The 24,088-nt window shown below is 41.8% G+C and carries 25 protein-coding genes and 1 pseudogene; 14 read left to right on the top strand and 12 right to left on the bottom strand.

Features of this window, described 5'->3' with window-relative positions:
- Positions 1-90 precede the first annotated feature (90 nt).
- From RS130_RS17190 to RS130_RS17230, 8 genes and pseudogenes are all read right to left on the bottom strand, one after another.
- Positions 91-507, bottom strand: a complete 417-nt coding sequence (locus RS130_RS17190; RefSeq protein ID WP_316026947.1) for a TRAP transporter small permease — start codon at positions 505-507, stop codon at positions 91-93.
- Between the two features lie 87 nt (positions 508-594).
- Positions 595-1,431 carry a DctP family TRAP transporter solute-binding subunit gene (locus RS130_RS17195; RefSeq protein WP_316026948.1) on the bottom strand — a complete coding sequence of 279 codons (837 nt, stop codon included), beginning with the start codon at positions 1,429-1,431 and terminating at the stop codon, positions 595-597.
- 185 nt (positions 1,432-1,616) lie between these two features.
- Positions 1,617-2,809: pseudogene (locus RS130_RS23590) on the bottom strand (DUF1552 domain-containing protein).
- Between the two features lie 150 nt (positions 2,810-2,959).
- Positions 2,960-3,556, bottom strand: a complete 597-nt coding sequence (locus RS130_RS17210) for a DUF1588 domain-containing protein (protein ID WP_316026951.1) — start codon at positions 3,554-3,556, stop codon at positions 2,960-2,962.
- An 8-nt stretch (positions 3,557-3,564) separates the two neighbouring features.
- Complete coding sequence (locus RS130_RS17215; protein WP_316026952.1) at positions 3,565-3,813, bottom strand: hypothetical protein; 249 nt, start codon at positions 3,811-3,813, stop codon at positions 3,565-3,567.
- Entirely contained in the window at positions 3,794-4,888 is a 1,095-nt protein-coding gene (locus RS130_RS17220; protein ID WP_316026953.1) for a DUF1592 domain-containing protein, read from the bottom strand. Before RS130_RS17220 ends, RS130_RS17215 begins: the two co-directional genes overlap by 20 nt.
- A complete protein-coding gene (locus tag RS130_RS17225) occupies positions 4,861-6,318 on the bottom strand; it encodes a DUF1587 domain-containing protein (protein WP_316026954.1) in 1,458 nt (485 codons plus the stop codon). Before RS130_RS17225 ends, RS130_RS17220 begins: the two co-directional genes overlap by 28 nt.
- A gap of 304 nt (positions 6,319-6,622) precedes the next feature.
- Entirely contained in the window at positions 6,623-6,871 is a 249-nt protein-coding gene (locus tag RS130_RS17230) for a DUF3297 family protein (RefSeq protein ID WP_316026955.1), read from the bottom strand.
- A 1,386-nt stretch (positions 6,872-8,257) separates the two neighbouring features.
- On the opposite strand from RS130_RS17230, the gene RS130_RS17235 reads away from it, so the two are divergent.
- Entirely contained in the window at positions 8,258-8,797 is a 540-nt protein-coding gene (locus RS130_RS17235; RefSeq protein ID WP_316026956.1) for a DUF2780 domain-containing protein, read from the top strand.
- Between the two features lie 167 nt (positions 8,798-8,964).
- Here the strand turns inward: RS130_RS17235 and RS130_RS17240 are convergent, their stop codons facing one another.
- Both RS130_RS17240 and RS130_RS17245 read right to left on the bottom strand, forming a co-directional pair.
- Positions 8,965-9,402 (bottom strand): nucleoside deaminase, encoded by a 438-nt coding sequence (locus RS130_RS17240; RefSeq protein ID WP_316026957.1) that lies wholly within the window; start codon positions 9,400-9,402, stop codon positions 8,965-8,967.
- A gap of 67 nt (positions 9,403-9,469) precedes the next feature.
- On the bottom strand, positions 9,470-10,240 hold the full coding sequence (locus tag RS130_RS17245; RefSeq protein WP_316026958.1) for a hydroxypyruvate isomerase family protein: 771 nt from the start codon (positions 10,238-10,240) through the stop codon (positions 9,470-9,472).
- An 809-nt stretch (positions 10,241-11,049) separates the two neighbouring features.
- On the opposite strand from RS130_RS17245, the gene RS130_RS17250 reads away from it, so the two are divergent.
- The gene (locus RS130_RS17250; RefSeq protein ID WP_316026959.1) at positions 11,050-11,385 is read left to right on the top strand and encodes a hypothetical protein; all 336 of its coding nucleotides are present in this window, start codon (positions 11,050-11,052) and stop codon (positions 11,383-11,385) included.
- A 100-nt stretch (positions 11,386-11,485) separates the two neighbouring features.
- Here the strand turns inward: RS130_RS17250 and RS130_RS17255 are convergent, their stop codons facing one another.
- Positions 11,486-11,641 (bottom strand): hypothetical protein, encoded by a 156-nt coding sequence (locus RS130_RS17255; protein WP_316026960.1) that lies wholly within the window; start codon positions 11,639-11,641, stop codon positions 11,486-11,488.
- A gap of 137 nt (positions 11,642-11,778) precedes the next feature.
- Here RS130_RS17255 and RS130_RS17260 point away from each other — a divergent pair, with 137 nt between their 5' ends.
- The 12 genes from RS130_RS17260 (at position 11,779) to RS130_RS17315 (ending at position 23,429) form a co-directional block, all read left to right on the top strand.
- Complete coding sequence (locus RS130_RS17260; RefSeq protein WP_316026961.1) at positions 11,779-12,363, top strand: hypothetical protein; 585 nt, start codon at positions 11,779-11,781, stop codon at positions 12,361-12,363.
- Positions 12,364-12,401: 38 nt separating this feature from the next.
- Positions 12,402-13,166, top strand: coding sequence for a M4 family metallopeptidase (locus tag RS130_RS17265; RefSeq protein ID WP_316026962.1), 765 nt, complete (start codon positions 12,402-12,404; stop codon positions 13,164-13,166).
- Positions 13,141-15,591 (top strand): M4 family metallopeptidase, encoded by a 2,451-nt coding sequence (locus tag RS130_RS17270; protein WP_316026963.1) that lies wholly within the window; start codon positions 13,141-13,143, stop codon positions 15,589-15,591. The genes RS130_RS17265 and RS130_RS17270 overlap by 26 nt, the downstream gene beginning before the upstream one ends.
- A gap of 65 nt (positions 15,592-15,656) precedes the next feature.
- A complete protein-coding gene (locus tag RS130_RS17275) occupies positions 15,657-16,130 on the top strand; it encodes a hypothetical protein (RefSeq protein ID WP_316026964.1) in 474 nt (157 codons plus the stop codon).
- A gap of 370 nt (positions 16,131-16,500) precedes the next feature.
- The gene (locus RS130_RS17280; RefSeq protein WP_316026965.1) at positions 16,501-17,406 is read left to right on the top strand and encodes a GntR family transcriptional regulator; all 906 of its coding nucleotides are present in this window, start codon (positions 16,501-16,503) and stop codon (positions 17,404-17,406) included.
- Positions 17,407-17,677: 271 nt separating this feature from the next.
- Complete coding sequence (locus tag RS130_RS17285; protein WP_316026966.1) at positions 17,678-18,457, top strand: IclR family transcriptional regulator; 780 nt, start codon at positions 17,678-17,680, stop codon at positions 18,455-18,457.
- Between the two features lie 639 nt (positions 18,458-19,096).
- Positions 19,097-19,384 carry a UxaA family hydrolase gene (locus RS130_RS17290; protein ID WP_316026967.1) on the top strand — a complete coding sequence of 96 codons (288 nt, stop codon included), beginning with the start codon at positions 19,097-19,099 and terminating at the stop codon, positions 19,382-19,384.
- Between the two features lie 23 nt (positions 19,385-19,407).
- Entirely contained in the window at positions 19,408-20,181 is a 774-nt protein-coding gene (locus RS130_RS17295) for a UxaA family hydrolase (RefSeq protein ID WP_316026968.1), read from the top strand.
- Positions 20,159-20,593, top strand: a complete 435-nt coding sequence (locus RS130_RS17300; RefSeq protein ID WP_316026969.1) for a UxaA family hydrolase — start codon at positions 20,159-20,161, stop codon at positions 20,591-20,593. The genes RS130_RS17295 and RS130_RS17300 overlap by 23 nt, the downstream gene beginning before the upstream one ends.
- A gap of 19 nt (positions 20,594-20,612) precedes the next feature.
- Positions 20,613-21,644 carry an aldo/keto reductase gene (locus tag RS130_RS17305; protein ID WP_316026970.1) on the top strand — a complete coding sequence of 344 codons (1,032 nt, stop codon included), beginning with the start codon at positions 20,613-20,615 and terminating at the stop codon, positions 21,642-21,644.
- A 75-nt stretch (positions 21,645-21,719) separates the two neighbouring features.
- Positions 21,720-22,493, top strand: a complete 774-nt coding sequence (locus RS130_RS17310; protein WP_316026971.1) for an SDR family NAD(P)-dependent oxidoreductase — start codon at positions 21,720-21,722, stop codon at positions 22,491-22,493.
- A gap of 90 nt (positions 22,494-22,583) precedes the next feature.
- Positions 22,584-23,429 (top strand): fumarylacetoacetate hydrolase family protein, encoded by an 846-nt coding sequence (locus RS130_RS17315; protein ID WP_316026972.1) that lies wholly within the window; start codon positions 22,584-22,586, stop codon positions 23,427-23,429.
- A 219-nt stretch (positions 23,430-23,648) separates the two neighbouring features.
- On the opposite strand, the gene RS130_RS17320 is transcribed toward RS130_RS17315, so the two are convergent.
- Entirely contained in the window at positions 23,649-23,906 is a 258-nt protein-coding gene (locus tag RS130_RS17320) for a hypothetical protein (protein ID WP_316028144.1), read from the bottom strand.
- Positions 23,907-24,088 lie beyond the last annotated feature (182 nt).

The following is a 24,088-nucleotide window of genomic DNA, read 5'->3' on the forward strand; positions in this document are numbered from 1 at the left end:
AAATGTTGTACCGAGCGGAAAATCATTAGTACCAAGCCGCCAAACACCACTGAGTAGAGGACACTGACCGATACATCTAAAGAAGCCATTTTATGAATTTCGAGCAGCGGTATAATTTGCTAAGTCAAAGTAAGCTAAAGCACTTAAAAAAACCAAGTTACATACAGCGATACAACGATAGATAATGACTGACAGGCCCGAAGGCATCCAGCGGTGAAACAAGCTAACAAAGATATGGGTATTTTTTCGTACCCCCATACAGGAGCCGATAAAGCCTAAAGTCACTAATTGATAGCGAGCCAATTCTTCAGTCCAACCCAAGGGAGAAGCAAACACATAACGACTTAAAAATTGTGAGAATAAAGTAATAGCCAAAAGCCAGAATAAGGCAAACGCAAGCCAATCTTCTAGCCTAAAGTCAGCATACGAAAAAGGTTCATCGTCTTCTATATCAAATTCCAGCGCGTCCAATTCTGTTGGCTTATCGGATGTTTTGTAGTCTGTCATAAAAACTGGCTCCTAATCTTTGTTTAGCTTCGACGTGTGTAGGTAACACTTTGTCACGAAAAGCCTGTCTATCTACAGTCAGTACTGTTACGCCTTGCTCTTCAAACCATAGGCAATCAAGTCATGCTCAGCTTGTCGAGTATCAGCCGACACTTTAGCCGCCGCCTCTTTAAACACTTGACCAAAAATAACCGCATCCTCGGCGCTTAACATATTCCATAATCTATCGCTGGCAACCGTGATAACAGTGCCTTGCAGATGACCAGTTAAACTAATGTATTTTTGTACTTCGTAGAATTTTTTAGCTTTAATGGTAGGCAGTGGATTTTCTTGCGCATCGACTACCCCTTGCTGCAAAGCCAAATACACCTCAGAAAATGCAATGGGACTTGGATTCGCGTCTACTGCTAAAGGAAACATTTTAAAAATAGTGGCATTGGGCACACGAAGTTTTAGATTGACCATATCCTCAGGCGAGGTAATAGGCTTATTTGAAGTCACATGCCTCTGCCCATAATAATTATTGCCTACAATACGGTTGCCCCGTGACGCCTTTCTGTAGCCTTCGGCTAATTCAGCAAATACGTCACTGTCATTAAATTTCTGCCAATGTTCGTAATCACGGTAAACATAAGGTAAGTCAGGTAAAGCAATAGGTGGGTAGTTCTGCGCAGCAAAGCTGGTACCAGTATATATAATATCTATGGTGCCTAAACTCAAACTTTGGTTAAGTTCGGCCTCTTTGCCCATAATAGAAACAGGAAATACATCAATGCTATACCGTCCATTTGTGCGCTTAGCAATTTCATCAGCCGCCCATACTGCCCATTTATGTAAAGGCTCTGAGGTTTCGTAAACATGCGCCCAAGTGAGGTGTTTAACTGGTTGACTTACATCTGATTTGCAATAGCCAGACGTACTCAAAAACAGCAAGCAGCCTAACCCAAAGGCGACTGAACGCTTAAGTTTAACGGGATAAATTTGACAACTTTTTAATCGTGAAAGCATAACAATGTTTAGAAATTATTATTTTTATGTGAACAGATCCTGTTATGAATCACTTATTTTGTCAATTGTTTATTGTTATACAATCCAAATTAACCTAGCCATTAGGCTAATATTTGCCTGAGGATGCCAGTGCTATCCGAAAATTTATCTAGTGGTGTGCCCAACTGTTGCAATATGGTCAGCAATAAATTGGTCATCGGCACACTTTCATCAAAATTAATATGCGAACCGTGGGCCAACCCTAAGTTTTTGCCGCCCGCTAACACCAACGGAAAGTTTCGTGGATTATGTACTGTACTCGTACCCGAGCCATATAACACTATGGTGTTATCTAATAATGAGCCCTCAGCGTATGGATCATCAGTTTCCGCCATGAGTTTTAAAAAGCCTGCAAAGCGTTCGGTAAGAAAAGCATCATAAGTTCCCCACCTTTCATAACCCCCTTCCTCATTGAAACCATGAGACATAGCATGATGATGAGGTAAACCTAATGGTTCAGAAAAACGTGCGGCCAATCCGCCGGCAGCCTCTTTGACTTTTTGATAACAAATAGTACGAGTGCTATCGGTTAAAAAAGCGTTATGGATCAATTGATACATGCTATCGATAAAGGCGGTTGGTCCATCTTGGATAGGGTCAATATCTAACTGAAACTGGCTGGCATCTACCTCCGGTTTGGGAATATCTAACCATTGCTGGGCGCGTTGCAAGCGGTTTTCTAACGATCTGACTGACGTTAAGTACTGCTCTAAGCGCGATCTATCTTCACTAGCGATCTTTTGGTGTAACTGCTTCAAATCTGGGGCAACAGCATCTAACACCGAGCGATTGCGAGTAAAATCTTGCTCTAAACTTTGTCTATCCCCTTGGGAATGCCGAACAGTTCTTGGAACACCTGTCGTGGATTTCCTAAAGATGGGATCGGTTGCCCAGCTGCGGTATAAGACATAGTATTTGGCCGGCGAAAATCGCCAATCCCGCCTTCGGAGCCCATAGTAATAAAAGGGTAACGAGTTTCAGAGCCTGCATACATAGCATAAACTTGATCAGCCGACACGGAATTTCCAGCCGGTGTTAGTGGATCCGCTCCACTTAAAAAATAGCCGCCCGTTGAGTGAGAATAAATGCCTCTAGTACGCGGATGAGACAAGCCCGACAAAAAGCTTATTTGCTGTTTAAAAGGCGCCAAGGAATTGTTCGATCGACTGAGGTGGTAATCTGTGCCCTGCTCTTTTGGAAACCAATGCCAATCTTTATATGCAGCATGATCTTCTGGTGGCTGCGACACCCCCATGCCAAAAAGATACAACACAAACGTTTGGGTTGGGATGCACTACTTTTTTGCCCTTGCCCAGCATGAGTTGCTAAAGATGGCAAAGCTGGTAATAGTAACGAAGAGCCTGCCGATTTTAAAAAGGTACGTCGATTAAAATTGATAATATTGTTAGCCAACTTGATTCTCCTCTTCTTTACCACTTTGTGCCGACAATTGCTGCCGATTGGTAAAGCCATCACTATTCACTATCGCCTGCACTAACGCACTCAGTTTATACCCAGACGCACGGAATGTTGAAAAAATAACCTCTGATTCTTGTTCATCTAAAATATCTAGCTCACGACCTAAAGCATACATCATCATATGTTGTACCAGCCCATGCATAAGCTCTTTTTGCTTATGCTTTTGTAAGTAGCTGGTTAGTTCGACCACCGAAGCAATATTACTACCGTCTGGCAACACCGAACTAGCGTCAACATCCATTGTGCTCACGGTTTCCATTATGTGTTTTCTTCGTAGCCTCTTACGCTCTTTTTTATCTAATTCAACTTTTTTATACACACTCACTTGGCTACGCCATTTGCCTGTGGCATCGTAGTTTTCCATCAAAATACCCCAAGGATCGATTTTTTCATGGCAACCCGAACAACCACTTAATTCTCGATGTTGTTCAATTTTTTGTTTCAAACTTAACCCCGCTAATAAAGGATTGTTCGGATCTAAGTCGGGCACTGACGGTGGTGGTGGCGGCGGCGGATCATTCAATAATCGCTCTAATATCCACACCCTCGTTTAATAGGGTGTGAGTCTTCTCCGTCAGAATTCATAGCTAAAACACTAGCTTGTGTCATTAGCCCTATGCGCGGCGGAAAGTCGGGAGTTTTAACTCGAACGAAGTCACCACCTGTCACTGTAGGTACTTGATACAGTTCTGCTAATTGCTGATTCAGCAACATATACTGAGAAAAATACAACTCTCTGGCATCACGATTTTGGTGGAAGTTATCTTGGAACGTTAACACCGATTGACGAGCAGTTAAGGCGCTCAGTTCTGCACCATAAGTAGGATAAAATATCCGCAGATACGGTGACATCTTCTAATTTGGCTAACTGCAACCATTGCCGTGCAAAGGTGTCGGTAAAACGCTTAGCCTTTGGGCTAGCCAGCATACGCTCAACTTGCCCGGCTAATACCGCAGGATCGGTCAGTCGCTGTTGCTTAGCAAGTTGAAGTAAGATTTGGTCTGGCATCGAAGACCATAAGTAGTAAGACAAACGAGAAGCTAAATATTGATTGGCATAGGCTTGATCCGCCCCATCTTGTGCTTGCTGCTGACTATAGCCAATATATAAAAACTCGGGAGAAATTAGCGCAGCTGCCATGGTTTCACGCACTGCTCGCTCAAAACTATCACCTTGCTGCCTAAGCTTTTGGAACAAATTAAGGTAAGTAGTGTAGGTCTCGTCGCTGATATTTGATTTTCGAAAAACCTTAGGTAAGTAATCAGCTAAAACACCTTTTAGTTTATCTTTTTGTTGCTCGATACTAGCATCACGTCCTGGATATTTAACAAACCACGGGCTTTGATGATCGGCATTAGTTGGCATCACTTCAGCTTCAAGGGCATCTAAATACAGCAAAGGTACGCCCTTTTCCTGCCAATGGTCCCAACCCGCTACTTGTTGCGCAATGGCTTTTTTAGTTTGGCCTAATACCGCATCACCTTCCTTTCTATTGACAGACACAGACAAGTCAAGCTGGCCAAATTCTGAGGCCGCCAACAGTCCTTGAGGATGCCGAGCCACATTAGACAATACAAGCAATATCCATCGATGTTGCGAGCCTTTTTCACCTCTGGCGGTAGCCGGCTCAATGACGTCTTCAATGCGAAATGTAAACTCTACTGTTTGTGGCTGTTCTAAAGACTGGGTTATATCGAACTCACCGACATTTTTTACCCGCAAACTTTGTTCATTTCGCCAGCCCGCCTCTAAACGCAAACGAGGTACGCTAGTATCGCCATCTATGCCAGCTGTCATCGCGGCATTCACCTTGACCGTCACTTTGCCTACCGTATTGGAAGTGCGTAGCAACATGAATTGTTCATGTAATCGCGCAAAACCTCGCCCTTCGCCAGCCTTAGACTGACCTTGCGGAATGGTGCCATAGGGTAACGGGCCGTAAAACCTATCGCGGTAAATAACCTTTTTACCTTTACGTTTCGCCTTAATACTTTGCAGTTTTTTGTTGATAAAGGCTTAGCGGCGCGTTCATAGGACAACCCATCACCTTTGCCTCGACCATAATGATAAACATCTTCCATCTCTACAAAGTAACGTTCAACTTGTTGCGGTTGCGGCTTTCCAAATTGCACATAACGTTCAACAGCTTGACGGGCAATACCGTGATAACTATTGATATCTGACATAGACACCATCAATAGCTCAGCATCATTGTCGTAGCCATGGGAAGATTTAGGATCCGCTGGCAGCCGACTGACAAAGTCAGCATCCACGGCAAATAAATCTTGATAGGTATGATTTAATTCTCTTTTATTTAAACGCCGTAAAGGCGCGTTGGCCATTTCGGCTCGACGGGTATAAGCATGTTCTTCAAGCGCGGTTTGGATCCAATTGATAGCACTTAGCCGCTGTTGATCAGAAGGCTGCTTCGCCTCTTCTGGAGGCATGCGGTGTGAGCCCAGCACACCTAAAATTCTGTGCCATTCATCTTGGCTATTAAATTTATTGAAAGATGGGTCTACTTTATCTAAGCGTAAATTGGCTTCTTGCTTACTAGCTCCATGACAACGTAAACAATAGCCACCAAGCATTTGTTCAACATCATTGCCGAATCGAGCATGTGTTGCTTCAGAAATAAAGATTTTGCCATGTTGCAGTTGTGGCTTGTCACTTTCTTCAGCGGTTTCTTCTTCGGGTAAGTGATTAGTCAAAATTGGTACCAAGGCCGCTGGTGAATGCTCAGCTAAATAATTGGGCCCATGGACTAGTGCACCTCCATCGTGCGCAGCAAAACCCATTACACCTATAGCGACCAGTAACGTGCCCCGATATCCCCAGCGTGTCAATGTAGCGGTCGAAAACTGATGAGGCGCTGAAACATATAACGCCCATGTCAAACAAGACAATACGGCTACCGATATGCCTGCCATTCTATGTCGTTCAATCAAAGCCCCTTGATGACCTTCGTTGGCGGCTAATAACATTCCTAAAATTGCAGTAATGACAGCGCTTACAGCTGAAAAAAACAATAATGTGCCCACTGGCCGTCTTAAGAATTCCAACCGAGAGTAGGCACCCAATAACTCAAACAAGCCAGCCAGTACCAAACAGGTAACCGGAAAATGTAAGACTAACGGATGAAATCGACCAAAGAAGCGCAGTAACCCCTGTCCTTCTTGACCATCGAGGGGCTGAGACTGGGCCACAAAAAATACAATTAATATGCCTATACACGCTATCAAGTATGCTAGCACTGTCAAATGTCGCGGTGGTTTATTTGTCAAAACGGCCATCTCCATGCAATGTGGTTTAGCAAATCACATCATCACTACCACAATACAAAAATTATGGATAAAAACCAACTTTGAAATATGACATTAAAATCAACAAAAGCCAAACATGTTGTTAACAATTTGCATAAAATTTACATTACAAAAGATAACAAGGACAGAAGAGTCATGACAAAACGAAAAGAAGATATGTGAATGAAGATAAGTCGAATAAATGACTCAGACTTAGTTTGACGATAAAGGTAACTGAATGCTGAGTCATGATATTGTAGAGCAGAGTACCAACTTAATTTATGAGTTACTTATAAAAAGCTTCTACTTTGCCTTTTAAGGTAATTAACATAGGTTGACCTCTGCGATCCAAGGCTTTTGGTGAAGGTATTTTTACCCAGCCTTCGCTAATACAATACTCTTCAACATTAGTATGCTCTTTGCCATTGAGTCGAATTCCAATGTGGTGTTCGAAGATTTCTTCTATGTGAAATTTACTGCGCGGATTACCAGATAGGCGATCCGGTAAGTCTGGACGAGATGTAGTGTCATTCATGATAACAAGCCTGTTTTAGAAAAAGTGCGCCATTGTAATCCTTAGTGCCTTCAGGCTCAATAACTAACATTTAGTGTCTCAGTTCCCCCACATTTATGTGGGAGCATATTAATCTTTGAAAGTGAAACTCTTTGAAACCCGCGATTTTGTGTACTTAAATTTTGCCGAAATTACTCAATGTGTGAAAATAAACGGACAGGCGATTTGAGTGATGAACGAATGAACCACTGGGTTTATAGGTGATATATATTGATTTTCTAAAGCATTCAACGATATCTATCAACATCTATGCGATGATGCTTATCAGGACACCCATGCTAATTCTAAACCGACAATACAACTCAACCTTGAACTAACATGCTCCGCTGGTTCTGCAGTGGCCGTCGAAGCCCGTCATCCCTGCATGTTGTTAGCAGGGATCCAGCATTTATCCCCCTAAAATACCGAACAAACACTTACCTCATAAGGCGTAACCGCTGGGCTACACAACTGCTTATCTGGACACCCATGCTAATTCTAAACCGACAATACAACTCAACCTTCAACTAACCTCCTCCGCTAATTCTGCGCTTGCCGTCGAAGCCCGTCATCCCTGCATGTTGTTAGCAGGGATCCAGCATTTATCCCCCTAAAATACCGAACAAACACTCACCTCATAGGGCGTAACCGCTTAGCTACATAGCACAAGCCATAAAATTGCAATGAAAATAACTATACCGATTTTCCAAGCTTCCAGACATCTATCGGACCAAGGCTGATTTCATGGGTGTCTCAATAGGAATACTTTAAAAGAATGGATTCCTGCTAACAACATGCAGGAATGACGGGCTTTGAGGTCGGGTGATAACATTGGCTCTAATCTTATTTTTTACTGTTTTTACAACTTACTATTCACTGCTTTTGAACTGCTGTTTCTACTCCGCCTAGTACATTCTGTTTTGTTGCTTTTCTCTGTGCCCTCTGTGGTGAATAACTTTTAGTCTTTTCGGCGCAGCCGCATTTTTAACCTCTGTGTACCTCTGTGGCAATTTTTTGCTTTGACTTTTAGATAATAAAGCTTGATGCCTGCTAACAACATGCGGGAATGACGGACTTTCAATCGATAAGGTCAGAGACATTCATTTCGTCAAAAGTTGAATGGCCTCTTCTGGTACAAACCCGACCAAAACTTAGTGAAGTGGCTGTGCGAGTTTCAAACATTAATTCGATAACCCTTCTTTAGCTTTTAAAAATACTCCATCAATACCTGTTACTCTTTTGGTAAGGGTTTCACCCATTTTACTGCAAATATGATTAGCTTTACTCTATGCACATCGCTCATACTAGGGCTAGATAACAGACAAGCTGTTTTCGGTTAAACCTTAACTCATCACTCAGGAGAATACGATGAAACTACAACACTTAGGTCTTATAGCCGCCGCACTAGTTTTCACCCCACAAAGCCATGCTGAAGGTTGGCTAGATTCGCTAAAAAGTATGTTTGGAATGGAAGTCGAGGCCGAAAAACCAGTCATGCCTAATGTAACGGCTATGATTTCTTCAGTAGGCGAAACACTTGGCGTCAGTGATACCCAAGCGACTGGTGGGCTGGCATCTATCTTTAATTACGCAAAAAGCAATTTGTCTAGTGAACAATTTAGTGGATTAACAGAGTCTATGCCTGGTTTAGATGGACTACTTAGTTCAGTACCTGATATCAGCAATATGGCAAGCGAAGGTCAATTAGGTGGTTTAATGGATAAAGCCGCAAGTTATAGCGATTCTATAGCAGCCATAAATGCAGTGAAAAAACAATTTGAAGCCCTAGGTTTAGAGCCAGAAATGATCATGCAGTATATCAATGCAGCCAAAGCTTATTTAGACACAGAAGAAGGTAAAAAAATTAAAGACACCTTGATGCAAGGTTTAAGCAAGTTAACTGCTTAGTTACAGTCGACTAGTCAATTGAAAGCGTTTTAACACACCCCGTTAAAATTGTTTTTTACGACACAAGCAACTAAAGCCCGCCTTGGCGGGCTTTTTAGTGTTTGAGCTGTTTTAACCTTAGGTTACTAAAGTAAAACACCGCAGCAATCAACCAATAAACAATCCCCCTACTCGCCTATGTCTTCATTCCACAACTTGGGGTTTTCACGAATAAAGCTTTCCATTAGTTGCCTACATTCTGCATTATCCACCACTTGCACCTCTACCCCACGAGAACGAACATATTCTTCTGGACCACAAAACGTGTGGTTTTCACCAACAACAATCTTTGGAATACCATATAAAAGTGCTGTACCGCTACACATATCACAGGGCGACAAGGTTGAGTACAAAGTCGCGCGCCGATAATCCGCGGCCTTTAATCTACCGCTATTTTCAAAACAATCCATTTCAGCATGTAAAACCGTACTGCCCTTTTGTACCCGCTGATTATGGCCACGACCGACAATTTCACCATCAATTACCAACACAGAGCCAATGGGAATACCTCCTTCAGCTAGTCCTTTTTTCGCTTCTTCTATCGCAACTTGTAAAAATTTATCCATCAGTTGATTTCACTTTGAATGCCAATTAAACACATAAAATACATTGTTACCGTGCTCAGCTACAAAATCAATCTAACCAATCCGAAACTTCTCTTAAGGCAATTATAGGGTCATCTGTTTTTGGCCAGTACTCTAATCCTACGTATCCTTTATATGAAGTTTCTTTGATGGCTAAAAATACCTGAGGATAATTAATCTCTCCGAACTGCAATTCATTGCGTCCAGGATTTCCGGCTGCATGGAAATGGCCTATGTAATCAATGTTAGCTAATATATTGCTAATAACATGACCTTCACTAATTTGCTGATGGTAGATATCAAACAACACTTTTATATTTGGACTAGACACTTGCCTTATTATATCGAAAGCCTCGTCACTGTTGACCAGAAAATACCCTTGATGATCAACCAACTCATTAAGAGGTTCGACAACCAACGTAATACCAGAATCTTCCAGTAAAGGAGCTGCTGCCGACAGGCCATCAATCAACGATTGTTTTTGTTGCGCCCTAGGTACCCCTTGAATAAAGTCACCCACCTGAGAAATCAAGGTCTTAACATTTAAACGTTGCGCTATGGCAATAGACTCGGCTAAGCCTTGTAAATATTGCTCCCGCAGTTTGGGGTCAACTAAACTAATAAAGCGTGTGCAGCAACAGGCAATCGATAAGTCGTAGCGACTGACGGCATCTTGCAAAGCTGCTAGGTCTTTGTCCCACCAAGACCAAAATTCTATGCTTGATACATTGGCTTTCACAACTTCTTGGCATGCTGCATCGATGGATAAATTGCCAAAAACGGCATCAATACAAATGGAAGGTAATAATTTACTGCTCATTTTTTCCCTATAGAAATGTTGTTTGTTAAAGCTACTGTATACGAATCTAGCGGAGATTTATTTATAAAAAGTGAATTTATTGGACAATAACGGTAATTAACCTGAGTTCTGGATAAGAAGTATCGTTTGAGCTAAGAATAGTTTAAGCCAATAAAATTCAATATAATTCAATAACTTAAAATATTTGTGTCTACATAACCTCAGCTAAATGTCGCTCGGTAACGAAATTTTTCGTGTATAGCAAGGCGGGGTGTTGTACGTAAAAACGTGCTATTGCTAAACAATCCAACGCCGCTAGATACAAAAAGAGCGTTATCCAGAGGCTCGGCTTATCAAGGATTCAGGATTTAGGTTAATTAGCCTCTCAAACGTCATAATTATTAACCGTACAGACCCACAAGAGATACAGCCAAGGATTGAAAAAGCAAGTGCTACCATACCTATACGCCGTCAATGATTTTGGCTCACCTCGAAAAATCACTTACTTCAAATTGCCAATAAAACTGTATAACGATCATTAAGATAAACGATAAATGCTCGCAAATTAGAGACACTCTACACACTAAATATGTCAACATAATTTACACGAAATTCCACTTAGTGTTTTCAAGTAATTATAAGCAATTGTTTATATTAAAATTACATGTTTTGGTAAGAAATATGCACAAAAAAAAACACTGGCTAAACGTAATTTTTTAGATGCATTTATTTACCATTCCATTCATAGTGTATTTGCATTGAACCTAAAGAGAAAAACAAGTTGTTAAATTAATACCCACATACAAACGTAAATAAAAAAGGAATAATTCATGAAAGTACTGACCCCATTTGTACTCGTTGTTAGTTTAATGTTTGCCAATATTGCAAATGCCAATGTTATTTTATCCCTCGAAACAGCACAAGAATACGACCTACCAGGTAACGTAGTATCCGTCACATTAATGATAGATGAATTAGGGGATTACGTACCACTGTCTTTGTCATCATTTGATATAGATATAACCTTCGATAGCACTGTATTCTCATTCGCTGGATACAGTTTATTTAATGAGTTGGGTAACCTAGATGCAGCAGAAGCACTAGACTTTAGTTGGGAAGAGTATTTACCTGTAGTACTATTAATGTCTCAGAACTTAGCTTACTAAGCAACAATGAGCTTTGGGATTTTCAACCTGCTAGTTTTTCACTCGCCAAATTATTATTTAATGTTAACCCTGGAGTTGGCAATAGAACCACTGATTTCACTTATGCATTTGCAGACTTAGTAGATGTTAATGGCGATGTCGTTAACATAATAGAGGTAAACAATGCCTCTGTTACCGTGCCGGCCCCTTCTTCTATATTGTTAATAGTCATCGGATTATTAGCTACATTCCCTAGAAAACCACGCAATCTATGCACACTTGCAAACCCAATTAACAGTTAAACAATTTCGGATACCCACTTTAGGTTCAATTTAAGTAAAACATTCATTAAAAAATCTGCTATTTGCTGTTCAGATAACTTAAGTATTACAACTTAAAAATAAGGAATTTAGCATGCATCATGTTGGAAAACTTGTAGCAACTATGTGTTTGGCTTTAAACACATCCACCGCCCTCGCCGAAAAACCTAAAGGCGCCGGAAAACTATTAGCTGATACCGCTGGCAACGCCCAGATTAGTGTCAATAAAAATACGGGACATGCTCGTTTTATACGATTGAAACCCACGTCTCAACTTGGCCCCGTAAAATCTAGTGCAAGACGAACAGTTCACAACGCGGCCTACAGTTCAATGACGTTCTTACAAAACTATGGTAGTGCATTTGGCATTGTAGACCTTGACGCTGAGCTAAAGTTTGTGGAAACAAAGCGTGACAAATTGGGCTCTGAGCATAGTATTTTTGAACAATATTATAAGGGGTTACCTGTATTTGCCGGTGACCTAAGAACCCACTTTAATGCGAGTGGCGAAATGATTGCGGTTAATGGTAATTTTCTCACCGATATTAAAGCACCTACTAAAGCCAAATTAACCTTAGCGCAAGCTAAAAAAGTGGCTTTCGAGTTGGTTGACCAAGATCCCACGCAACAACTAACAACTGAAAACATAAAAAATGCCGGCAATAGAGAGCAAAAATAGGTACACCTTTTGCCTTGCGCGCCGCCTCAAGCGAACTCATGATATTTCGAGCGGGCTTATTAAAAGGTGTGCCCAGCAGTGATCATTTAGTATACGAAATAGAAGTTATCAATAATGCTGGCAGTGTACGTGAGTTTGTCTATGTTGACGCTATAAGCGGTAAGGTTGTCGACCAAATAACCGGTATACATGATGCTTTAGATAGAAGAGCATTTGATGCACAAGGTGCAGCTCACCCCGGGCCAAACTATCCAAATAATCCATTTTGGATTGAAGGCGACGCTCTTCCTACCGCAGATATTGAAGCGAATAATATGATTTACGCTTCAGCTGAAACCTATGATTTCTTTGCCAATGCCTTTGGTCGGGATTCGTTTGATGATTCAGGCGCAACCATGGATGCGATATTTAATCGCGGAGATCAGTGTCCCAATGCTTCTTGGAGTGGTACGTACATATCCTTCTGTCCTGGATTAACCAGTGATGATATAACTGCCCATGAATGGAGTCATGCTTACACTCAGTATACCAATAACCTAATTTATCAATGGCAGTCTGGCGCACTGAATGAAGCTTATTCGGATATTTGGGGAGAAACTGTCGACCTAATTAACAACCGCGATGAAATTAGCGCCCCCGTAACTCTTAGAACAAATGGTAGTTGCTCCATTTATGGTTCAGGTAATCCCAGCAACGATGACAGTGTTAGGTGGTTAATGGGTGAAGATTCAACTGGTTTTAATGGCGCCATCCGTGATATGTGGGATCCCACTTGTTATGGTGACCCAGGTAGAAGTCACTGACTCAGAGTACTTCTGTAGCGATGCCGATCAAGGTGGTGTACATTCTAACTCCGGCGTCCCTAACCATGCCTTCGCCCTAATGGTAGATGGTGGCGATTTCAATGGCTATTCTGATACCGGCCTAGGATTAGTCAAAGCAGCTCATATTCACTGGACTGCGCAAAATATGCTAACGTCTTCAAGTAACTTCTCGGACCACGCAGACACCCTTGAAACAGCCTGTAGCGCACTCATAGGAATAGACCTAACTAAACTAGACGAAGCGCTACCGTCAGGAGAAATCATCACGGCAAGTGATTGTCTGCAAGTTGAAGCAATTGTCGCTGCGGTCGAATTACGCACAGAACCAGTGCAATGTGGCTTTACACCATTATTAGCTAAAGATGCTCCGCCACTTTGTGAGAATTTAGGTGCAACCAATACCATTTTTTCTGAAGACTTCGAATCGAATACCTTACCAACAGGTTGGACAGTAAGTTCACATGATGTCGCTGATCCCGCCACCTTTGATAGCCCTGGTTGGTTAGTCATGGGGGATTTACCCTCAGGTGCTAATGGCAGTTTCGCAGCATTTGCACCCGATCTTGTTGTTGGTAATTGTGAGCTAGATACAGAAGCGGGCGTCGTTAATTTAGACAGCCCAATCATCCAGCTTCCTGCAGATGTTATCCCTCATGTCGCTTTCGACCATTGGGTAGCAACAGAAGCGGGCTGGGATGGTGGTAACCTGAAACTAAGCGTTAATGGAGGACCATTTGAGTTGATTCCGGCTTCAGCCTATTCATTTAATCCATACAACAGTGTAATTGGTAAGGGAGATAATCCATTATCAGAGCAACCAGCATTTACTGGTACCGATTTTGGCGGTCTGCAAGGAAGTTGGGGACAATCTCAGATTGAACTATATGGCTACGCTAGTCCTAGCGATCAAGTTCAAATACGTTTTGACTTTGGTACAGACGGTTGTAACGGGGTAACGGGTTGGTATGTAGATAACTTAGAAGTCTATTCTTGTGCTGCCGAATTACCACCAGTATGTGGTGATGGCGTACTTCACATAGGCGAAATGTGTGACGACGGGAATTCAAATGACGGAGACGGTTGTTCTGCTAGCTGTCAGGTAGAAAGTGGGTTCGCTTGTACGCTCCCTAGTACTTCCAGTGACAGTACTAATATTGTCGGAGATTGGAGCTTTGAAGGTGGCGTACCAAACGAAGATTGGCTAGCAAATTCAACCTTTGCCGGTATTAGTGATTTTCCATTGTGTGGACCAGGCAATAGTTGCCCTAGTATACCTACCGGTTCTGGGAGTTGGGCAGTATGGATTGGTGGACTGGCTGACGGTGTTACCAGTAGCGTATCGCAAGATGTTACTATCCCCGCTTCGGCCACTGAACTAACGGTCAAAACTCTTCGGGGCTTGTGTGATGCTCCAAGCGATTTTATCGAAGTAACAATTGACGGAAACCCAATTGGCACAATAACCTGCGATGCGACCGATAGTAATTATGTTGAGCAAGCATTCCCTACCGCCCCATATAATGATGGACAAACACATACGCTTGCAATAGGTGGCACAGTAGGAGGCACTAACGGTAGTCACAGCAACTTCTTTGTTGACGATGTGACTATTGAAGACAATATTGCCAAACCATCAGAGCCTAGCGTATGTACGCCAGTTCAAACTGAATTAGCCTGTAACGCACCATCTGTTGGCTTTGACTTTGGTCCAGCGTCTAGTTGGAATGTAGTTGATAACGCAGGAACCGGCATTGTGTGGTCAGATATTGCTGGTTCTGCAATAGGCGGCAATTTTACTGGCGGAGAGGGCAATGCAGCCTCTGTATCCAGTGATGCCAAACCGGGCGACTTCAACACTGAGTTACATTCTAATTCATTTAGCTTGGCGGATTGGAATGGTGTGACGTTAAACTATCTTGTGGACTATCAAAACTACGCTAACTTAGATTTCTTAAATTTAGATATTAGTATCGACGGTGGCAGTAACTGGACGAATATCCTAAGTTGGAATGAAGATCATCCAGTAGGCGGTTTGCTGAATGACATCGGAGAATCCGTATCCGTTGACTTGTCGCACTTTGCGGGTAATGCTGATGTGAAATTACGTTGGCATTACGTCGACCACAACTCAAACGATTGGGATTGGTATGCACAAATCGATGATGTAGCCTTATCGTGTGACGCAGCCCCACAAGCTCTGAGATGTGATATTAATCAAGATGGTTCTGTTGATCGCTCTGATATCATGTTGATAGCTGCAGCTCGACACCAACCAGCACCTGAAGGGGATCCTCGTGACAACGATGGTGATGGCATTATCAGCTCCTCTGACATGCGTCAGTGTACACAACTATGTACATTACCAAGGTGTGCCTCAACTGCGCCAACGTTACGCTCAAGGTAATATGAGATTGCTATAAATAGAGTAAGCTCGGCATTAGCCGAGCTTCTTTTTTAAAGAGAAAAATAATGTTTAAATTAAGTCTAATTGGTTTCCTCTTTTTGTCTGCTTGTGCCGACGACAAGGTATCCGTCCCTGTTACAGGCAACAAAGCTAGTATTGCGAAAAGTGTGGCGAAAAGTGAAGTAATGCTCCCTCACCTCCCTCGAACTGAAATGAGTGCCGAACTTGAAATGACAATTAACCAAGCAGTGAAGTATCAAGATTTGGTACTCCGTTTAGTTAATATTGAAGACTCACGATGTGCTACTGGTGTGTCTTGTATCTGGGCAGGCCAATTGATCGTGACACTTGATGTTTCCAACAAAAATGGCGACCAACAAGAAGTAAAATTGATCCGTAAACGCCACCCAGAAATCGCTACAGCATTTGGTTTTAATTTATTGCTATTAGATGTATCCCCCCACCCTAAGAAAGGAAAAGTGATCCAACTGAAGGACCAAAAAGTAAGCATACAAATTGTGAAGCAAACAGCAAACTAACATTCGTTATTGTCGGTTAAGCAGGCAGCGATTAAATCTGCATTGGGCAAGTACGCGTGGACAGCCCCTAAGTCAGTTAGCAAAGTTATATTCTCGTGCTTAACTACCTGTATAAGGGTGTAAAGGTGAGACAAGCGAGAGTAACCAACACCTATAATTTCAGCGATTTATATACTGCATCCTCAACCGAGCCATTGTCCAACTTAGACTGACCAGCAACTTTACCTATGAGCTTCAGCTATGGAATTTGCTACGAAAATATGGGCTCAAAGCCGATAAAAAGCATGTTTTGTATTTAATGCTGTACTTTTTTAGGTGAATCACTTTACATTGCACAGTTAACTGGTGAATCGTTATTAAGGAAAAAGATTTGAGCAGCAAAACCTATCTATTTAAACACTCCGTAAATCGCATGCTAACGCTAATTAACGCTCTTCCAGACGAAGAACGACGCATGGCTAACGATATTGAGCTAACGAAATTATTGAGCATCAGTCGTACAACCGTTCGTTCATGTGTTGAGTATTTAGTTGCACAAGGGATTGTTAAGCGAGAAGGTCCAAATAAAATTGTTATTCGCCAAGCAACTGACTCTGACTTTTTTGACATTAAAGACAAGAACTCATCTAAAGATATACAAATTGAGAAATACTTCTTAAACCTGATTAATACAGGGCAGTTATTGCCAGGCGATAGGTTTTCTGAACTTAGTTTGGCGAAAAATTCTGGCTGCACCACCATAACCGTACGTGAATTCTTAATTAAATTCTCTAACAATGGGCTAATTGAAAAAATCCCTCGCGGTCGCTGGAAAATGGTTAAATTTGATGAAGCCTTTGCCAGAGAACTTATATCATTCAGACAAATGGTTGAAATGCATGCGATTACTGAATTATTTAAAAAACCCAAGGATGATTTAGTGTGGCAAGAATTACTAGCGTTATTAGCCAAACATCAAGCAGTCAGTCTAGACATGCAAAACCGCTACATGGAGTTTCCAGATTTAGATCGTGATTTGCATCTTATTATTTTGAAAAGCGCCCATAACCGTTTTACCCAGCAGTTTTTTGATATTGTGTCATTTGTCTGTCATTACCATTATCAGTGGGATAAAACCGGTGAGCTTGAACGGTTTACCGTGGCAATAAATGAACATATTGATTTATTAAACAATTTGATAACCCATAACAATGCAGGTGCAATCATGAGCCTTGAAAGGCATTTGAAGACGGCTGAAATGACTCTCCTCCGCTGTGTGCATGGACTAGAAAAATAGGCCTTTCGGACAATAATAAGTTAATACTGAGCGCCTCAGCTTTCTCGGTTTAGGTATTGCTAACTGACAGATAGATCATCCTTTAGCAGACGCAATCATCCAGTTTACACAACCCAGTATCTTTGCGGCATGCTCAGCAAAGATTTCATTTGTAATCGATTCTCACGTCTATTTTAGTTTTATATATAAATTTTTGTTTGCTTTATAGAATACTGAAAATTAGCAAAGTATACTGACAAATATTATCTACGCCTCAAATACAAGGTCAAAAGTGGAAGAGCAAAATAAAAAGCGAAGCTATTCAGCGCCCGCGTTAGAAAAGGGTTTTGAAATTCTAGAATTATTAGCTGAAGTTCGAGCACCTATGTCTCTGACACAAATTTCCACTACTTTAGAACGCTCAAAAAGCGAAATATATCGCATGGTTGCAGCCCTAGAAACTCGAGGATATATAGCTCGACATGAAGGTGGGGATGTATTCCATATTACCAATAAGTTGTTTGACCTAGGAATGAAAGTCCCGCCTGTCGGCACCTTAGTTGAAGCAGCGTTTCCAATCATGCATAGGTTATCAGCGAAAATTATGCAGTCTTGCCATATTGCCGTTGCGAACCAACAACGTATGGTGGTGATAGCGCGAGTTCAAAGCCCGGCTATTGTTGGTCTATCTGTCAGAGTGGGGCATCACCTAGAATTGTACAAAACCGGTTCTGGGCGAGTGCTATTATCTTATATGCCAGAGAATGTGAGAGAAGCCTCTTTACAGAACTTTGCCCAAACCGATGAAGAGTTTGACCGAGAAAAATGTGAAGCGCTGTTTAGCAGAATATTAAGTAAGGGCCATGCTCGCTCTAAAAGCCCGATTGTAACGGGGTTAACGGATTTGTCTTTCCCTATATTTTTAGGCAATACGAAAGAAGTTATTGCTTGTCTTACCGTACCATTTATTGAAGAAAAAGGGATTTCTCTGACGCTGTCTAAAACCGAGGAATTTGTCAAACAAGCAGCAGCAGAACTTTCAACCATGGCACAAACTTACAGCGGATTTTAAAAATAAAGCCTTCAATCGACAAATATTCAATGGTCAAGCCTAGTAAAAGCTCGGCCATGTATTGCACATTATCCCCCGCCCTAACCCAGTGATACCAATTCATATTGAAAAGTGCTCTCTTTGTATGTATCTAGCATTTTTTAAACAAGGCGTCGGTGTGCAGCAATGGTTGTTCCCTCTCAAATATTGAAAATACATAGCAAAGGCTGCTGGGTATTCCTGCTAGGCGAGATTTAACTACGCTGACTCTATGACGTTCGAACTCGAAAGCGCACTGGTTTGTTATTTAATAACCCGTTATTCGTTCAAAACACGCATGCAAGCGCCTTGATTAAACGCATGTAAACCCGCGCTGAGTGGCCACTTAACCAAAGTTCTGGATAAACCGTGTCCCTTGTGCAAACGCTACCGGTTCTTGCCATGTAGTAACATCGCCCAACCAAATGCATCGAATTGTGCCACTAAACTTCTCTACCATTCTATACACAAACCAACATATTTAAGTTAAACCTATTGCTAATAAATTGTTAATTAAATAACAAGAATTGCCAGGATCCAAAAGAATAATATTGACTTCATCCAGCAGACAAAATACATTTTACATATTAAATAAAATTTAAAATATGAAACAAAAAGATCATGACAACAGTAAAGTCTTCAAAATTTGTGCTAGTAAACAAAGCTGACAACGTTCTAATTTGCTGCCAACCAGTCAAATCAGGTGAATTAGTGGTCATAGACAATCAAGAGTACCGGGTGAATACCGCCATTGATGTAGGTCACAAAATGGCTAGAGTAGCTATTGCTAAGCTTCAGAAAATCATACGATATGGCGTACCAATCGGCTCAGCAACAGCAGATATACAAGCTGGTGAGCATGTCCATATGCACAATATGAAGAGTGACTACATTCCTAGTCACATATAGGCACGCTAAGGCGGGAGAATAATATGCAGGGATATTTAAGAAAAGATGGAAACAAAGGTATTCGAAATACTGTCGTTGTTGCTTATTTAGTAGAGTGTGCCCACCATGTGGCACGTAGTATTGTGTCTAAGATTGACAACCAAGATGTGCAGCTAATAGGCTTTCCTGGCTGTTACCCCAACGAATATTCATTACACATGATGGAACAACTTTGCACTCACCCCAATGTGGGTGGTGTAGTAATTGTATCGCTAGGTTGCGAAGGCTTTAACAGAGAACAACTTGCTTCATCTATAGCGAGTAGTGGCCGCCCGGTAGAAACCTTAGTCATCCAACAATGCGGTGGTACTAAAACAACTATTCAGTTAGGCATAGAAAAGACCAATGCTATTCTTGCAGAAATTCAGTCAACGCCAAAAGTGGAGATGTCGGTAGCAGATCTAGTCATCGGTACTATTTGTGGTGGCTCCGATGGAACCAGTGGCATTAGTGCTAATCCAGCAGTAGGAGTGTGTTTTGACAAACTCATTGCAGCCAATGCCACGTGTATATTTGAAGAAACAGGCGAATTAATTGGCTGCGAACATATTATGGCGAATCGTGCAGAAACCAAAGAAATCGCCGAGCAATTAATAACTTGTGTTGAAAAAGCCGAAAAATACTATACCAAAATGGGTTACGGTAGCTTTGCCCTAGGCAATGCTGAAGGTGGCTTAACGACCCAAGAAGAAAAATCTATGGGCGCCTACGCAAAATCCGGTGCATCGCACATTAATGGCATCATCAAACACAGGTGAGATTCCTCACAAAAAAGGCCTGTTTTTAATGGATGTTGTACCCGATGGTGATCCCAAATTTGGCTTTCCAAATATCGCCGATAATCAAGAGATCGTCGAAATGATTGCCTCCGGCGCCCATGGAATTTTGTTTACAACGGGTCGGGGCTCTGTGGTGGGATCTGCAATTTCTCCTGTGATCAAAATCTGTGCAAACCCAGAAACTTATAGCAAATTAACTGAAGATATGGACGTTAATGCTGGGGCGATTATTGAAGGTAAAGCAACGGTTGAACAAGTTGGCGAAGAAATCTACCAACAAATACTAAACATAGCGAATGGCGGCCAATCCAAATCGGAAGCACTCGGTCACAAAGAGTTTTTGCTCACCTATAAAACATTTGACAATATTGGCCCAGCGTGCCTTCGATAATCTACAGATATAGAAAATCATGAATCAAAAATTTGAAAAACGACAAATTGGTAATACACGATTACAAGTAACAAGCTTAGGGTTTGGAGCAGCCTCCATGGGTAACCTTTATCAGGCCGTAGACGATGGTGAAGCACAAGCGACCTTAGCCACAGCGATAAAATCTGGTATTAATTTATTTGATACCGCTCCTCGCTACGGATTAGGACTAAGTGAACGTCGTGTTGGCGATGCATTGCGAAATATAGCCCCAGAAGACTATGTTTTGTCTACTAAAGTAGGCCGCATTTTAACCGCAGATCGCCAAGCTAAAACTTCAGAACTAAGATACGGCTTCGCTACTCCCATGCCTTTTGACGCACATTACGATTACACCTATGACGGCATAATGCGCTCTTTCGAGGACAGTTTACAACGTTTGGGGTTGGCTAAAATAGACATACTACTGGTACACGACATAGGGCGCGATACGCATGGCGAGAAAAATCCATTTTACTTTAAGCAGCTTGCTTCCAGTGGCTATAGCGCCTTAGATGAACTAAGGGCAGCTGGCTTAATTCAAGCCGTAGGATTGGGCGTAAACGAATCGATTGTTTGTGAACATGCCATGGACATTGGAAAATTCGATTGTTTTTTGTTGGCCGGTCGTTACTCCTTACTTGAACAAGATCCACTACACAACTTATTGCCCAAGTGCATTGCGAATAACGCGTCGATCATTTTGGGAGGCCCTTACAATTCAGGGATTTTAGCCACAGGCGTGAAAGGTAATAACGTACCTTTATTCAACTACGAACCGGCCCCCAAAAGTATCATAAAACAAGTCGCAGAAATAGAAAGTGTCTGTGATGAGTATCAGGTTACATTGGCGGCTGCTGCACTACAATTTCCACTTGGACACCCCGCAGTGTCTTCGGTCATTCCCGGCTTAGGCAGCGAAAAACGGGTTAAAAGCACGCTAGATCTATTTTGTGCGGACATCCCAAGTGAGTTTTGGCAAGCACTGCAAGACAAAGGTTTATTAGACCAAAGTGCTCCGCTACCGAGTTAAATTCAACTTAATATATAGCGAGTTATGTACGCCTAGAAAATCAGGGATTAATTTAATTTTATATTTGGAACAAACATGACAAGTAAACAACAAAAGGTCGCACTAGTAACTGGCGGCGGTAGCGGGATTGGCCAAAGTATATGCTTACGCCTTGCGCTTAAAGGAATTAAAGTCATAGTCGTAGACTTAGATTTAGACGCTGCCAAAGAAACAAGCAAAAAGATCTACGCTCAGCATGGTGTAGCAGACGTGTATCAATTAGATATTTCCAATCACCAAAGTGTTAAGCAAGTATTCGGTACAATCATTGCTCAGCACAACATTGACATATTGGTCAACAATGCTGGGATAGCGCACATCGGCAATATAGAAAATACTAAAGAAGCCGACCTAGACCGCTTATACAATGTCAATGTTAAAGGGGTTTACAATTGTATTTCGGCGTCTATTGAAGCCATGAAGACACAGAAAAGCGGCGTGATTATCAATATGGCATCCATTGCTTCTTCTGTTGGAATTACCGATAGATTCGCCTATTCAATGAGTAAGGGCGCGGTGCTCACTATGACTTATTCGGTAGCCCGAGACTATATCGATCATGGTATACGCTGCAACTGCATTTCTCCTGGTCGAGTTCACACCCCATTTGTGGATAATTTTTTAGATAATAATTATCCACACAATAGAGACGAAATGTTTGAGAAACTATCGAAAAGCCAACCAATTGGGCGTATGGCTCAACCTGAAGAAATAGCAGCCTTAGTAGACTACCTGTGCTCCGATGAAGCTTCTTTTATCACCGGCAGTAACTACCCCATAGACGGCGGTTTTGTCACTATAAATAACTGATAACATTGCCAATACACAACCTAACTTCGAGCAGTGAATGTAAATCATATTAATTGCTCACGACTCAACTTTAAACAATAGGGACCAACAATGAAACTCTTACGATATGGGCCGATTGGCCAAGAAAACCATGGGATAATGGATGAAAATGGCGATATTCGATGCTTATCTAGCATAGTGCCAGACATCAATGGCGACACCTTGTCATCTCAATTAGGAAAAATTCGCGCTACCGACCTTAGTTCGTTACCCGTTGTTAGCAGCGATGTGCGTTACGGCGCATGTGTTGGCAAGGTAGGTAAGTTCTTATGCGTAGGTCTTAACTATGCTGACCATGCGGCTGAATCAGGCATGCCGATCCCAGCTGAGCCGGAAATATTCACCAAGGCAACGAGTGCTATCTGTGGACCCAATGATCATGTTGTACAGCCAAAGAACAGTGACAAACTTGACTGGGAAGTAGAACTAGCAATCGTAATTGGTAAACACAGTTCGTACATCACAGAACAACAAGCAGAAGATCACATTGCTGGTTACTGTGTGTGTAATGATGTATCCGAGCGTACATTTCAGCTTGAAAAAGGCTCGCAATGGGATAAAGGCAAAGGTTGTGATACCTTTGGTCCAATCGGTCCTTGGTTAGTCACAAGTGATGAAGTAAACGATCCAAACAATTTATCAATGTGGTTAGAGGTGAACGGTAAACGATTCCAAAACGGCAATACTAACACTATGGTATTTAAGCCTGCATTTATCGTGAGCTACCTAAGCCAATTTATGAGTTTACAACCCGGTGACATTATTTCAACAGGTACGCCTCCCGGTGTTGGTTTGGGCCAAACCCCACCACTATATTTAAAGCCGGGTGACAAAATGAGCCTAAGCATCGAAGGCCTAGGTGAACAACACCAAACGGTTGTCGAATGCGCTAAATAAGCTGCTATGCCTTAGCAAGGTATACTGTTTCTAATAGCAAAAAAGCCACTATAATTAGTGGCTTTTTTATGCCTAGGGTGTAGGCGAATGAACTTGATGCTAATAGTTATGCATATGAGTGACGCTTTACATCGCACACTTATGCAGATTAATTGCCCCAAGCTTTTATACTACAGACAATAGAGGCTCATTAAACCTCAACCGCTTCTAGATAGTCCTTTAGTGACTTTGCAACAACCAAGATACAAATTGTTTGGCTTCTGAATTATTCGAGAAGGTGCTCAACTGTTGGCCTGATTTATCGGCAAATGCCACTTTATGTTTGTTTACAGAAATTTGATGCACTGGGTGCTTCACACGGATCTGTGTTCCGTTGTATGTATAAGACATAATAAAACTCACTTTTAAACTGACAAGCAAAATAGCTTGCACAAAATTTTCAATAAGCTTCACTACAGTGTTGACGATAATTCCCAATATTTTTTACTGGAGAGACACAGGACAATTCGATTCACTATTCTGGATCGACTGTCACAATGTTTAATACTCACTTTTTTCGCCGTACAATAATTCAGCTTGTTATTTTGTAATCAATCGTATTTACCATTAATTACTTTGTTTGAATGTTGGCTGACTGGATCAAGGAAAGACATAACATT

Source organism: Paraglaciecola aquimarina (assembly GCF_032464635.1).
Taxonomy (GTDB): Bacteria; Pseudomonadota; Gammaproteobacteria; order Enterobacterales; family Alteromonadaceae; genus Paraglaciecola; species Paraglaciecola aquimarina.

What these genes read in the sequence shown, in the direction of transcription:
- RS130_RS17190 (WP_316026947.1), bottom strand. Translation starts at nt 507, where the DNA reads ATGACAGACTACAAAACATCCGATAAGCCAACAGAATTGGACGCGCTG.
- RS130_RS17220 (WP_316026953.1), bottom strand. Translation starts at nt 4,888, where the DNA reads ATGTTGCTACGCACTTCCAATACGGTAGGCAAAGTGACGGTCAAGGTG.
- RS130_RS17230 (WP_316026955.1), bottom strand. Translation starts at nt 6,871, where the DNA reads ATGAATGACACTACATCTCGTCCAGACTTACCGGATCGCCTATCTGGT.
- RS130_RS17235 (WP_316026956.1), top strand. Translation starts at nt 8,258, where the DNA reads ATGAAACTACAACACTTAGGTCTTATAGCCGCCGCACTAGTTTTCACC.
- RS130_RS17240 (WP_316026957.1), bottom strand. Translation starts at nt 9,402, where the DNA reads ATGGATAAATTTTTACAAGTTGCGATAGAAGAAGCGAAAAAAGGACTA.
- RS130_RS17245 (WP_316026958.1), bottom strand. Translation starts at nt 10,240, where the DNA reads ATGAGCAGTAAATTATTACCTTCCATTTGTATTGATGCCGTTTTTGGC.
- RS130_RS17250 (WP_316026959.1), top strand. Translation starts at nt 11,050, where the DNA reads ATGAAAGTACTGACCCCATTTGTACTCGTTGTTAGTTTAATGTTTGCC.
- RS130_RS17260 (WP_316026961.1), top strand. Translation starts at nt 11,779, where the DNA reads ATGCATCATGTTGGAAAACTTGTAGCAACTATGTGTTTGGCTTTAAAC.
- RS130_RS17265 (WP_316026962.1), top strand. Translation starts at nt 12,402, where the DNA reads ATGATATTTCGAGCGGGCTTATTAAAAGGTGTGCCCAGCAGTGATCAT.
- RS130_RS17270 (WP_316026963.1), top strand. Translation starts at nt 13,141, where the DNA reads ATGGTGACCCAGGTAGAAGTCACTGACTCAGAGTACTTCTGTAGCGAT.
- RS130_RS17275 (WP_316026964.1), top strand. Translation starts at nt 15,657, where the DNA reads ATGTTTAAATTAAGTCTAATTGGTTTCCTCTTTTTGTCTGCTTGTGCC.
- RS130_RS17290 (WP_316026967.1), top strand. Translation starts at nt 19,097, where the DNA reads ATGACAACAGTAAAGTCTTCAAAATTTGTGCTAGTAAACAAAGCTGAC.
- RS130_RS17295 (WP_316026968.1), top strand. Translation starts at nt 19,408, where the DNA reads ATGCAGGGATATTTAAGAAAAGATGGAAACAAAGGTATTCGAAATACT.
- RS130_RS17300 (WP_316026969.1), top strand. Translation starts at nt 20,159, where the DNA reads ATGGCATCATCAAACACAGGTGAGATTCCTCACAAAAAAGGCCTGTTT.
- RS130_RS17305 (WP_316026970.1), top strand. Translation starts at nt 20,613, where the DNA reads ATGAATCAAAAATTTGAAAAACGACAAATTGGTAATACACGATTACAA.
- RS130_RS17310 (WP_316026971.1), top strand. Translation starts at nt 21,720, where the DNA reads ATGACAAGTAAACAACAAAAGGTCGCACTAGTAACTGGCGGCGGTAGC.
- RS130_RS17315 (WP_316026972.1), top strand. Translation starts at nt 22,584, where the DNA reads ATGAAACTCTTACGATATGGGCCGATTGGCCAAGAAAACCATGGGATA.